Source organism: Flavobacterium hibernum (genome assembly GCF_000832125.1).
In the GTDB taxonomy this organism is placed as follows: Bacteria; Bacteroidota; Bacteroidia; order Flavobacteriales; family Flavobacteriaceae; genus Flavobacterium; species Flavobacterium hibernum.
Genome location: NZ_JPRK01000005.1, coordinates 359,333 through 371,609 on the forward strand (window position 1 = coordinate 359,333; position 12,277 = coordinate 371,609).

Genomic DNA, 12,277 nt, shown 5'->3' on the forward strand with positions numbered 1-12,277 from the left:
TTAAGATGATTAATCCTAATTCTTTAAAAATCTATGTTCTATTGCATTGCTTTTACTGAAATCAAATTTCCATTGTTATAGTTTTTAATTTCAGTTAATTTTCCTTTATCAGAGTAAAATTTCCAATCTCCAACATAAAACCAATGCATTTCTTTCGAATCTCCTTCTGTCTTTGTTTTTCCTTTAGATTGTACTTTTCCGTTTTCATAATAGAATTTAACTATACAATATCCGCTCTTATACTTCTCTGTTTTGTAGATTTTTCCATTAATATAGGATTTCCACTTTTTTACAGGTTCATCGTGTTTATAATACTCGAATGATTTATAATTCGTACTATCCTGAGTATAATTATCAATCCAGACCCCTTCTCTTTTCTTATCAATCTTTTGATTGATGGGTTTGCTTTTACAACTCAAAAGCATGATTCCGCAAAAAAATAGTAAAAGAAGGTTTTTCATATTTTCCGAATTAACTCTACAGTTATAGATGTTGCTCTACAAATGTAGAGGTTAATTTTTAATAACCAAGAGAATTTAAAAAAAAGTTGCTGAGAGGCTAAGTCGTTAAGGTTCTGAGCTTTTTTTAGGTTCAAAGGTGCAGAGAGACAAAGGAACAAAGGTTCTGAATAGGCTCCAGCTTCAGTTGGAGTTTACAAAGAATACGAAAAAATTGGCTTAGATAAACTCCAAACTCCAAAAAAAAATCCGCTTATTCTTAAAGAATAAACGGATTGTATTTTTATACCTAACAGACTCTAAAAACCTGTTAGGATAATTGAATTTACTTAGAAAGCTCTACAAAATATTTGTAAAACAACGGAATGGTTTCGATTCCTTTTAGGTAATTGAAGATTCCAAAGTGCTCGTTTGGCGAGTGAATTGCATCACTATCCAACCCGAAGCCCATTAAAATGGTTTTGCTTTTTAATTCTTTTTCAAACAAAGCTACAATTGGAATACTTCCTCCTGAACGAACAGGAATTGCAGGAACTCCAAACGTTTCTGTATACGCTTTGTTTGCTGCCTGATATCCAATGCTGTCAATTGGCGTAACATAACCTTGTCCTCCATGATGTGGCGTTACTTTTACAGTAACTCCAGATGGAGCAATGCTTGTGAAATGTTTTGTAAAAAGTTCTGTAATTTCATGCCAATCTTGATTTGGAACCAAACGCATAGAAATCTTAGCAAAAGCTTTGCTAGCAATAACCGTTTTTGCTCCTTCACCTTGATATCCGCCCCAAATTCCGTTAACGTCTAATGTTGGACGAATTGAGTTGCGCTCGTTGGTAACATATCCTTTTTCTCCATAAACATCGTTTAGGTCTAAGGCTTTTTTATATTTTTCTAAGCTGAAAGGTGCTTTTGCCATTTCGGCTCTTTCCTCTGCAGATAATTCTTGTACTTTATCGTAGAAACCTGGAATGGTAATATGATTGTCTTCGTCATGCAAAGAAGCGATCATTTTTGCCAAAACATTAATTGGGTTCGCTACTGCTCCACCGTATAATCCTGAATGCAAATCACGATTTGGACCCGTTACCTCAACCTCAACATAACTCAAACCACGCAAACCTGTCGTGATCGATGGTTGTTGGTTAGAAATCATTCCTGTATCTGAAATTAAAATTACGTCATTTTTTAGTTTCTCTTGGTTGCGTTCTACAAACCAAGCCAAACTTGCCGAACCTACTTCTTCTTCGCCCTCGATCATGAATTTTACGTTACAAGGCAAATTATTGGTTTGCACCATATATTCTAGCGCTTTTACGTGCATGTACATTTGACCTTTGTCGTCGCAAGCACCACGAGCAAAGATTGCGCCTTCGGGGTGAATTTCGGTTTTTTTAATTACGGGTTCGAATGGTGGTGATGTCCATAATTCGATAGGATCTGGTGGTTGAACATCATAATGTCCGTAAACTAGAACTGTTGGTAAATTTGGGTCGATTATTTTCTCTCCATAAATGATTGGATAACCCGGAGTATCGCAAATTTCGACAAAATCACAGCCTGCTTTTGTTAAACTTTCCTTAACAGCTTCTGCAGTATCGATCACATCTTGCGAATATGCAGTGTCGGCACTTACCGACGGAATTTTCAATAATTCGATCAATTCATTGATAAACCGATCTTTATGTTGTTGAACGTATGACTTAATATTTTCCATTTAAATTATTTTTATAGAAGCTCAAAAATACAAAAAAGAGAATTAATATTTTTTTTGAAAAAATGTTTTGAAATCTAGAAGTTATGTTTATCTTTGCACCCACAATTGAGCGGATATGGTGAAATTGGTAGACATGCCAGACTTAGGATCTGGTGCCGCAAGGCGTGTAGGTTCGAGTCCTATTATCCGCACTAAAAAAAAGCTTCTGAGAAATCAGAAGCTTTTTTGTTTTATACACTTCTGAGGTTTATTCCAAGTCTTCTTTCGAACAAAAAACACATCAATCAATTGCAAATCAAATAAATACAATAAAAACGATTACCATTTTAAAGATTTCTTCCTTAACTTTGATAAGCTCAAAAACACTACAACAACTTCGCCTATTTACCTACGTGGAGACCGATTTTCAAAATTTTGTTTCGGTTTTAAAAGTTAGCAGCTATCATTTTAATAATGCTGCTTATTCAAATTAAGTTTTTCATTTAAAAAACAAATCAAATGGAACCACAACTTCAAGAAATTCGTGAGCAGCAGAAAGCGGCCTGGAATAAATTCTCGCCTGGTTGGAAAAAATGGGATTTTGAAATTCTAAACTTTATGCAACCTTTTGCCAATGAAATTATTGCCCTCATAAATCCTAAAGGTTCAGAGGTAATTCTAGATGTTGCCGCTGGAACCGGCGAACCCGGCTTGAGTATTGCATCAATGCTTTCAGGCGGAAAAGTAGTTATTACAGACCTTGCACACGATATGCTTACAATAGCTCGTGAAAATGCGATTAGAAAAGAAGTATCAAATGTTGAATTTCATGCTTGCGATGTAAGCGAGCTTCCTTTTCCTGACAACACATTCGACGCTATTAGTTGCCGAATGGGCTTTATGTTTTTTCCCGATATGCTTTTGGCCGCTAAGGAAATGTTTCGGGTTTTAAAATCTGGTGGAAAAATTGCAATTGCCGTTTGGAGTGTGCCCGAGAAAAATTTCTGGGTAACAGCAATTGGCGGAACCATTAACAGAAACATGCAATTACCACCAACTGCACCCGAAGCTCCCGGAATGTTTCGTTGTTCAAGACCCGGCTTAATGATGGATATTTTTAGTCAGGCTGGTTTTAAACACATTTCTGAAAAAGAAGTAATTGGTAAATTAAACTGCGGAACAACCGATGTTTACTGGAACATGATGACCGAAATTGCAGCGCCTTTTGTTGCCGCTCTCAGCAATGCTGATGACGCCATGAAAGAAAAAATAAAACACGAAGTTTACAATTTAATCAATGAAAGATACCCTGAAGGAAATGTAATAATAGATGGAGATGCGCTTGTAATTTATGGTGAAAAATAAACAATTCATCTAAACGAAAAATGGATTAATTCCGATCCCTAAACTTCAGGACGGAATATCCATTAAAAAACAAAGCAACCCCAATCTTGTCATTCTTAAATGCGTAGAATGGATTAAAATCCATCCCTACAATATATTTTGTTCCGACGGAACGCTTTATAAAATTCCGGAGGAATGATTCATTTTGTAGCTAGGGATTTTAATCCCTTGAAACACAATGCAACCCCAATATTGTCATTTCGACCAAAGGGAGAAATCACACAAGTAATTCGACAAAGATTGGCAACATTCTGTGCGGAGTTTCGTGTGTGATTTCTCCCTTTGGTAGAAATGACAAACCAGGCGTAAAAAATCTTTATTAATCAACATCTAAATAAGGATCTAAAACTTCGGCTAATTTATTGAGCCAATAAAAATTATCTTCGAGATTGTTGAATTCGGTTTCTACAGTTTCGCAGCCACTTATGGCACTTAAGGAAAGAATATAATTTACTTGCCGTATAGCTCTTGCCATTTCATCGGAATCAATTGTATTTGTAAAAAACTCTTTTAGTCTAATTTCAACTTCTTTTGAAAAATGATTTTTGTCCATAATTTTTAAATTTAAATTATTCCAAAAATCCTCAGAATTTATTTTCATTTGAACTCATATATGCGTTCAACTCTAATTATTTTTTTCTTATAAAAAATCACTTTTAAACTAAAGCCTTTCCTTTCAACCATAAAAAAAACTCCAGTTAAAACTGAAGGCTATTCATTTATTATTAGATTTACTTAAAATAAATTCAAACCATTCTCTTAAAATGACATTATCAAAACAAAGAAAAACAGAAATCTTGATTTTTATTATTTTGATAATATTTGGCTCAATCTTTTATTTTAACTTTAAAAATCTTCACGTAAAGTTTTACAATAAAACTGGAGAAAATATTGATTCTTTAGTAATTGCAGGAACTTTGATTGGTGATTTAAAAAATGGAAGCTCAACAGAATACATAGATTATAAGGAATTTCTTTTTGATAGCGGAATCCCATACGAACAAATGAGCGGAATTTTAAATAGTAAAAAAATACATGAGCTCAATTGGAGTGATTGTGGTACAGAGAGAAATAAAGAATCTAAAGGATCTTACATCTTTGATATCAAAAAAGCATTAGACCTAAACGGAAAAACTTGTCTATATCTTGTTGAGCATAATAAAAAAATCTTCTGGGAAGAAGAATGAATCTACCAAGTTTGTCATTTCGAACGAAGAGAGGCTCAAGCGATAGCGAACAGGCGAAGCAAATCACACTTGCAACTCCACAAAGATTGGCGATATTCTGGTGTAATTTCTCGTCCCTCGAAATGACAACTTTGTGGTTATGGAAGTGGGTAAAAAAACCTTTGTCACAGTTTTAAACTTTGACAAAGGTTTCTCGTATAATTTTGAATTCAAATTATTGAAATTTACTTCCCTAGCAATTCCAAAACCTTATCAACATTTATTTCACTATAATTATTGATATAAAAACTACATGGCGGAAGTTGTTCTTTTGTATGTGTACTCAAAACACCAACAACTTTCATTCCTGCATTTAATCCAGCTGTTATGCCCGAAAATGAATCTTCGAAAACCACACAATCAGACGGAGAAACTCCAACACGTTTTGCTGATTCCAGATATACTTCGGGATTTGGTTTATGATGCGCAACGTCTTCGCTTGACATCATAGAATCCATTTTATCAGCGATTTTCAAGGTATTTATAATCAAATCGAGATTGGCACGTGGCGCCGATGTTGCTACAGCAGTTTTGAAACCTCGAGACTTCAACTCGTTTAAAAACTCCAAATAATGCGGAATGGTATCGACTTTGTCTTTATAAATTTCGCGAAACATTCCTTCTTTTTCGTTCTCTAGTTTTATCAATTCTTCACCTGCAATTGGACGCTTAAAGAAATGTGACATGATATAACTATTGTGTTTTCCGTACATATGTTCTTCAAACTCTTCGTTGGTATACGGAATTTGATATTTATCGAAAAACGCCTCAAAAGCCTTTACATGATGCGGATTGGTATGAGAAATCACGCCATCCATATCAAAAATTACACATTGCTGTTTCATTATATTTTTTTGTTTTTTAACGGCTGCAAGATACTTATTTTCTGCGGAGTCGCGGGATGATTTCTCGCAGAGTTTTTTTTGAATCTCGCAAAGTCGCAGAGTCGCAAAGTTTTTATTAAAGTAACGTACTAAGCGTATAGTTGTCATTTCGACGAAGGAGAAATCTCCGCAAGTAACTCCGCAACGAGAATCTAATCTTTGTAGAGCTTCTCGCAGAGATTTCTCCTTCGTCGAAATGACATAAAATGAGAAAAAAATCCTTTCAATCCTCCTAATCTGTGGCATTAAAAATAAAAAACTTTGTGACTCTGCGACTTTGCGAGATTAAACCTGACAAAGATTGGCAACAAAAAAACTCTGTGAGACTAACCCATCAGCCGATCCAAATTTTACTTTTTACCAAAATCATGGTTTGTCTCAAATGCTGGTTACACGCAATCAGAACAATCAGAACAACAAGACCGTAACCTACAATGGTATAAATTTCCATATCGGCCAATAAAGTGGCTTGTTTGGCAACGGTTCCAAAAACTTTTTTCAAGGCCAAAGTATTCGCATTATCTGCCGAATATCCTTTTGCTATAAAACTCTGCGCCGTTGCGGTTATGGTTTGTTGCGCTTCGGGATTTTCGCCAGTTATGAATTGACTTAGTTTTAAAAAGTGTTTTTTATTCAAGAATACTGTTGCATTTTGCATGACGCAAAAACCAATTGTACTTCCCCAGAAACGCCCCGAAACCCCAACAATTCCAGATGAAACCGCCATATTTGCCGGAACCGAAGATGTGGTAAACAAGATTAACGGAACGAATAAAAACCCAACTCCTACACCTTGCAAAACATACGGAATGATAATATCTGATAAAGCTACATCGGGTACAAAAAGAAACGTAAACCAAAAGTGAAACACCGCTATAAGCGTAAAACCAACGATAAAAATGACTTTAGTCGAAACGGATTTCATCAGGAAAAAAGCGGCAAGAATTAATCCAATTACATTTCCTAATCCGTTTATGTATTGTACGCCCGCAACTCGGGAAGGATCCCAATTCCAGATCGAAAACATTGCCGAATGACAAAGACTCAGCGTTGCTCTACTGATGTAAAAAAGAAAAAACAATAAAAAGCCAATGCGCAAATTGGCATATTTAAAAACTTCAAAATTAAAAGTGGGTCTTTTTACCAAAAGCTCTTTAAATATGAATAATCCTCCTGTAATCAAGGCAATCATTAACATTAAAACCATTTGCGACGACTCGAACCAATATTTCTTTTCGGCATAAACAAAAAAGTATGCTCCGCAAAGAATTGCCGTTAAAACCAAAATATAACTCATCCAGTCGATTTGATACAACGGAATTTTCTTTGTAATTCTGTGTCCACGAAAAGTAACCAAGATCAGGAAAACATTTAGAACCTGAAGTCCGCCCGAAACATACAACATGTATTTCCAATCGTAATTATCCAGAAACCAAACGGCAATATTCATAATAAACGGCGTTGACAATAACAATGAACCATAATAGAATGAAAAACCAATTATAATAGCGTTTTTAGAATTAAACTGCTCTATTAACAATTGTCTGATTGTGATTACCGGAAGCGCCATCAGGATTCCCTCGGCAACTCTTAGCAATAAAAAAAGATAAAAATTGGTAATATAGGCCGATGATATAATCGTAATTCCAATTACGGAATATACGGCCATGAGGTAATTTTTTGCGGGGAAAAAACTCGAAAATCTACTTTCGATTAAAATCGTTGCCAGCAGAGTTCCATAGGTAACGCACATCGCAAACTGCAAATCTTCGGGCTCAATGTCCAGAAAACTTGCTGCGTATGTTACGTTTGAAGTATAAACTCCCAATAAAATCATGGAATGTAGCAAACAGACAAACAAAATAATAATGATTGCCCACTTGGGAACCCAGGATTTAAAAATACTTTTATCTTCCATTTTAGTGGTGTTCGGCAATAACAGTAATATTCATTCCGGCTCTTAAAAAGTCAGCTTGCTTATTAACATCTTTTAGTTGAATTCTAACTGGAATTCTTTGTTCAATTTTCACGAAGTTTCCTGTTGCATTATCTGGAGGCAATAACGAAAAACGCGCGCCACTTGCTGGAGACAATGATGTTATGATTCCTGTAAATTCTTTTCCATCAATAGCATCAGCCTTAATTTTTACTTCCTGACCAATGGTTAAATACTGCAATTGTGTTTCTTTAAAATTGGCTGTAATCCATTTTTCTTTACTCACAATAGAAAGTAACGACTGTCCTTCCTTAACCATTTGCCCTGGTTGTAAAGTTCTTTTTCCAACCCAACCGTCATAAGGTGCAGTAATTATGGTATACGATAAAAACAATGCAGCATTGTCTGCCACCGCTTGTTTTGAAGCAATATTGGTTTGCGTAGTGGGAACGTTTGCCTGTGCTTGAGAAGTACTTAAATTAGAGGCCTGAATTCTGTCTCGCATTTCTTGAAAATGAGCTTGCGCCGATTCGTAATCTGCTTTAACTTTTTCTAATTGTTGAGATGTTGCCGCTTCGTCTTTTACCAACGCTTTGTACCTGTCATACTCTAATTTGGTTTTCCAAAGGTTGGTTTTGGCAACAGCCAATTGCGACTCGCCAATTGTGGTTGTACTAGCAGTTGTCGCCACATTTTTCTCGGCCACAACACTACTTTGTTTCGCATTTTGAACATCGGCAAGAGCCACATTCAATTTCGATTTGTATTCTCTATTATCGATTACAACCAAAGTATCTCCTTTATGTACAAACTGATTTTCATCAAAACGAACTTCCTGTACATAACCCGTAATTCTCGACATAATGGGCGTTACATATTGCTCGATCTGAGCGTCATTAGTTTCTTCGTGATTCCTGTTGAACACATAAAACCAAATCCCTAAAGTGATTCCGCTTACAACCAATATGCAAGCAATAATTGTTATTAATACATGAAACGTTCTGTTTCTTCTAGTTTCATTTTTTATCTTAACCATAATAAACTTTATATCTATTTTCTTTATTCTGTTTTCTAAACTCTATTCTCTTGCCTCTAGCTTCTTGCCTCTATTCTCTTTATTCTCTTTATTCTAGCTTCTTACCTCTAACTTAAATCTGATCCGGCATTATACCCGCAGTATGCAGCAATTCGTAATGTTTTAAAATCGCATCCAATCTGGTAGAAATTTTATTGTATTTTGCCTGAAGCAAAGCATTATCTGCATCGACCATTTCTGTAATTAAAACCAATTGGTTTAAATATTTCAGTTTTACGATTCGATAATTTTCATTGGCCAAATCCAAAGCTTTATCTACAACCACAAATTTTTCGAGGATTTCCTGGTATTGCGTATGCTCTTTAAAAAGCTTATCCTGAATTTCATCTTTTACAATTTCTGTTTGCATTTTTTGCCATTCGATTTTCGTATTCGCCTGATCTACTTTTGTTTTGTTTTTATACAAAGCCGAAAGATCAAAATGCACCTCGACACCTACTTGTCCTAAAGTGTACAAATATGGATTTGGTGGAAAAAATTTATAGTTTGGATAATAAAAACCATAGTTTCCAAAGAAGTTTACTGTTGGCAAATAATTTGCTTTCACCAGTTTTAATTCCGTTTTTTTAATGTCTAATTCCTGACTAGCCATTCTCATTTCTTCATTATGAAAAGCTTTTTCCAAATAATAATCATACGGATCCAAACCATTCATTTCGTCAAGATTGGCAGCCGTATCGATTGCTATTTCTTCGCTTTCTGGAATCTGAATCAAAGTTTTCAGGTCATGCAGCGCGATTTTTATATTTTTAGAATTTGTAAGCGCGCTCAATTCACGATCAGAAAGCTGCAACTCAGCTCTAATGACTTCGTTTTTGGTCACCGTTCCGTGTTTTTGTAACGACTGAACTTCTTTTAATCGGCTTTTTTCTTCTTTAATGTTTTCTTCAAATATTTTCTGAAGTTCCATCATTTTATAAATCGCCAAGTAATTAGCCACAACCTCAAGCTCAATATCATTTTGAGTCTTTTCGGTTTTTATTTTGGCAATTTCATTTTCTTGATTGGCAATTTTAATAGCGTTGTTAATCTTGTTTCCGGCATAAATTGGCATTTTAAAAGTCGAATTCACCTCGTAAATTTCAGGAATCGCTTTCGTGACTTCTTTGTCTTTCAAGAAACCGCTTCCTTTAAATTCTGTAATATTGGTAATTCTGGAATACACACCGTTTAATTCGATATCTGGTAAACGGAGTTCTTTTCTTTCTTTAATGTTTTGCTCTGAAAGCGTTGTCTCTAAATGAGATCTAAGGATTTTTTTATTGTTTTCTTTTGCCAGTTTCACCGCTTCGTTTAAAGAAACCGAATGAATTTCCTGAGCTTGCAAACCATTGAATGTTAATACGATTAAAAATACTAACAAGCTTTTGAGAAAACAATCTTCTGTAGAATTTGTTGTTTTAAGGAACATGAATATATAAATAATTTTATGATGCAAAGTTCCTGCATTTTTTTCGTGACTGATAATTCTAAAAAGCCAACAACATATTCATTTCGGACAAATGTTAAAATATTATTTTCCGAAAACGTTATATTAAACTACTGAAAAGCAAATTGTTATAAAATTTATTTTATTTATAATATCTCACGCAGATTTAAAAGGATTTAAGCAGATTTTACCTTTTATAATCCGTTAATCAAGTAATTATATGTAAAATTGACTCAAATCTGCAGGATCTGTGTGAAATATTTTTTAAGTATCAATAAATCTGCATGAAGTAAAAAACTATTTTCCGTACAAAATATCCTCTCCGTTTAAGTAATCAGAGGGTCTTTGTCCTAAAATCTTGAAGAAAGTATTACTAAATGTTGGAACACTGTTATAACCAACTTCTTGGGCTACCTCTTTTACAGAAAGTTTTCTTTCCAGCAAAAGTTCGATTGCTTTTAAAATACGTCGAATAGTATAATACTGAATAAAAGACATTTTAAGATCTTTTTGAAACAAGCGATACAAAGAGCGTTCGCTGTAACCAAATTGATGCGCCACATCTGCAAACAAAATGGTTTCACCCAAATTATTCTCGATATAACGTAGAATTTTACCTAAGCGTGCATCTTTTGGCAAAGGAAGCTCTAAAGGTAAATTTGTCAAACATATTTGCGGAAGAATCGCTTTAATAGCTTTTGCGATGACAAAATTGGGCGAACCTTTTTTTAAATCACCACTCCATTGATTGGTAAAAAGCATCATTTGAAGCAGTAAATTATTTACCGGATAAATACCTTCGTTTTGATAAAACGGATCTTCGTTTTTTTCTACAGGAAAATACAAGTTTCGCATCATCACGTTTTCAGACTTTGGCTGAATACTGTGTTCGACTTCACTCGGAATCCATATAAAATGTCTCGCGGGCAAAAAATAAGTTTTGGTTTCGGTAGTTACAAAAACAACATCGCCCTCGGCATATAGCATTTGTGCTTTGTCGTGTTTGTGCGTCGGAATCAGCAATTCGCCCATTACATCATGATAACAGTAAATGCTTTTTTTATCGGCATCTACTTTTTTAATGTAATACTTATCTACTTTGTGTCCCGATTGTTCCATTGAAGTTTAATACGACGGTTTTGTGCTATTAAATATAGTAAGAATAATATAAATTGTGATGGTTTAACCGCAAAGAGCGCAAGGTAAAAACGCAAAGTTCGCAAAGCTTAATTAAAACTTTGCGAACTTTGCAGTTAAATCATAAAAACAAAAAAGCCTTTCCGTTAAGAAAGGCTTCTTCCAATATTGCGGTCTGGACGGGACTCGAACCCGCGACCCCATGCGTGACAGGCATGTATTCTAACCAACTGAACTACCAAACCGTGCGTTATTGCGAGTGCAAAAATACAACAGAATTTCGTTTCTGCAAGGGTTTTTTACGAATAAAATTAAAGAAATTTTTAATACGCTGATTTTAAATAAATTCCAAACCATCAAAATTTCAAATTTCAATCGAATCTGTGCTTCTTTCCCAATGCTTGAGTTTTTTACTATTATTTTTCGCACAAATTAACACGTCTTATTTTAAAACATTGCCAGTAGTTTCAATCATTAAAACACTAGAAAATATTCAATCTTGTCATTTTGACCGAAGGGAGAAATCACATAAGAAACTTCGCAAAGTATATTTTCAATCTGTATCTATCAACGAGTTTGATTTCTCCCCTTTGTTCGAAATGACAAACTATACCTTAAAATTGAAATTTATCAATTTCTTAAAATAAAAAATCCGCAAAGCTTAAAAAAAACTTTGCGGACTTTGCGTTCCCGATAGCTATCGGGATAGCGCTCTTAGCGTTTAAATCAAAAGTGTCTTAAATCAAAAAAGCCATCCACAAAAGTGGAAAGCTTTTCATTGGTCTAACTACTAAACCAGCTACGAGTTACAAAGTCGTAGCAAACAACACAACTAATCTTAGATACCGTATTTGGGCAAAAAAGCCTTTCTGTTACGAAAGGCTTTTCCCAATATTGCGGTCTGGACGGGACTCGAACCCGCGACCCCATGCGTGACAGGCATGTATTCTAACCAACTGAACTACCAAACCTCTGCGTTATTGCGGTTGCAAAGATAGTACAGAATTTCATTTC

At 34.8% G+C, this 12,277-nt stretch carries 10 protein-coding genes and 3 tRNA genes; 3 read left to right on the forward strand and 10 right to left on the reverse strand.

Features of this window, described 5'->3' with window-relative positions:
• Positions 1–38 precede the first annotated feature (38 nt).
• Both IW18_RS05865 and IW18_RS05870 read right to left on the reverse strand, forming a co-directional pair.
• Positions 39–461: a toxin-antitoxin system YwqK family antitoxin gene (locus IW18_RS05865; protein WP_041516652.1), complete on the reverse strand. Its 423-nt coding sequence runs from the start codon at positions 459–461 to the stop codon at positions 39–41.
• 322 nt (positions 462–783) lie between these two features.
• Positions 784–2,172: a dipeptidase gene (locus tag IW18_RS05870; RefSeq protein WP_041516653.1), complete on the reverse strand. Its 1,389-nt coding sequence runs from the start codon at positions 2,170–2,172 to the stop codon at positions 784–786.
• A 109-nt stretch (positions 2,173–2,281) separates the two neighbouring features.
• On the opposite strand from IW18_RS05870, the gene IW18_RS05875 reads away from it, so the two are divergent.
• Positions 2,282–2,363 (forward strand) — tRNA-Leu (locus IW18_RS05875).
• Positions 2,364–2,670: 307 nt separating this feature from the next.
• The gene (locus IW18_RS05880; protein ID WP_041516654.1) at positions 2,671–3,516 is read left to right on the forward strand and encodes a class I SAM-dependent methyltransferase; all 846 of its coding nucleotides are present in this window, start codon (positions 2,671–2,673) and stop codon (positions 3,514–3,516) included.
• A gap of 358 nt (positions 3,517–3,874) precedes the next feature.
• On the opposite strand, the gene IW18_RS05885 is transcribed toward IW18_RS05880, so the two are convergent.
• Complete coding sequence (locus IW18_RS05885; protein ID WP_041516802.1) at positions 3,875–4,108, reverse strand: hypothetical protein; 234 nt, start codon at positions 4,106–4,108, stop codon at positions 3,875–3,877.
• Positions 4,109–4,319: 211 nt separating this feature from the next.
• On the opposite strand from IW18_RS05885, the gene IW18_RS05890 reads away from it, so the two are divergent.
• Positions 4,320–4,742, forward strand: a complete 423-nt coding sequence (locus IW18_RS05890) for a hypothetical protein (protein ID WP_041516655.1) — start codon at positions 4,320–4,322, stop codon at positions 4,740–4,742.
• 224 nt (positions 4,743–4,966) lie between these two features.
• Here the strand turns inward: IW18_RS05890 and IW18_RS05895 are convergent, their stop codons facing one another.
• From IW18_RS05895 to IW18_RS05925, 7 genes are all read right to left on the reverse strand, one after another.
• A complete protein-coding gene (locus IW18_RS05895) occupies positions 4,967–5,626 on the reverse strand; it encodes an HAD family hydrolase (RefSeq protein ID WP_041516803.1) in 660 nt (219 codons plus the stop codon).
• A 373-nt stretch (positions 5,627–5,999) separates the two neighbouring features.
• Positions 6,000–7,583, reverse strand: coding sequence for an MFS transporter (locus tag IW18_RS05900; RefSeq protein ID WP_041516656.1), 1,584 nt, complete (start codon positions 7,581–7,583; stop codon positions 6,000–6,002).
• 1 nt (position 7,584) lies between these two features.
• On the reverse strand, positions 7,585–8,637 hold the full coding sequence (locus tag IW18_RS05905; protein WP_041516657.1) for an HlyD family secretion protein: 1,053 nt from the start codon (positions 8,635–8,637) through the stop codon (positions 7,585–7,587).
• 112 nt (positions 8,638–8,749) lie between these two features.
• Positions 8,750–10,060: a TolC family protein gene (locus IW18_RS05910; protein WP_240475535.1), complete on the reverse strand. Its 1,311-nt coding sequence runs from the start codon at positions 10,058–10,060 to the stop codon at positions 8,750–8,752.
• A gap of 363 nt (positions 10,061–10,423) precedes the next feature.
• Positions 10,424–11,245 carry an AraC family transcriptional regulator gene (locus IW18_RS05915; protein ID WP_041516659.1) on the reverse strand — a complete coding sequence of 274 codons (822 nt, stop codon included), beginning with the start codon at positions 11,243–11,245 and terminating at the stop codon, positions 10,424–10,426.
• A gap of 189 nt (positions 11,246–11,434) precedes the next feature.
• A tRNA-Asp gene (locus IW18_RS05920) sits at positions 11,435–11,508 on the reverse strand.
• Between the two features lie 652 nt (positions 11,509–12,160).
• Positions 12,161–12,234: transfer RNA gene (locus IW18_RS05925), tRNA-Asp, on the reverse strand.
• Positions 12,235–12,277 lie beyond the last annotated feature (43 nt).

Bases quoted from the DNA above. Each gene is read 5' to 3' on its own strand.
- IW18_RS05905 (WP_041516657.1), bottom strand. From the start codon at position 8,637: ATGGTTAAGATAAAAAATGAAACTAGAAGAAACAGAACGTTTCATGTA.
- IW18_RS05880 (WP_041516654.1), top strand. From the start codon at position 2,671: ATGGAACCACAACTTCAAGAAATTCGTGAGCAGCAGAAAGCGGCCTGG.
- IW18_RS05870 (WP_041516653.1), bottom strand. From the start codon at position 2,172: ATGGAAAATATTAAGTCATACGTTCAACAACATAAAGATCGGTTTATC.
- IW18_RS05915 (WP_041516659.1), bottom strand. From the start codon at position 11,245: ATGGAACAATCGGGACACAAAGTAGATAAGTATTACATTAAAAAAGTA.
- IW18_RS05885 (WP_041516802.1), bottom strand. From the start codon at position 4,108: ATGGACAAAAATCATTTTTCAAAAGAAGTTGAAATTAGACTAAAAGAG.
- IW18_RS05865 (WP_041516652.1), bottom strand. From the start codon at position 461: ATGAAAAACCTTCTTTTACTATTTTTTTGCGGAATCATGCTTTTGAGT.
- IW18_RS05890 (WP_041516655.1), top strand. From the start codon at position 4,320: ATGACATTATCAAAACAAAGAAAAACAGAAATCTTGATTTTTATTATT.
- IW18_RS05900 (WP_041516656.1), bottom strand. From the start codon at position 7,583: ATGGAAGATAAAAGTATTTTTAAATCCTGGGTTCCCAAGTGGGCAATC.
- IW18_RS05895 (WP_041516803.1), bottom strand. From the start codon at position 5,626: ATGAAACAGCAATGTGTAATTTTTGATATGGATGGCGTGATTTCTCAT.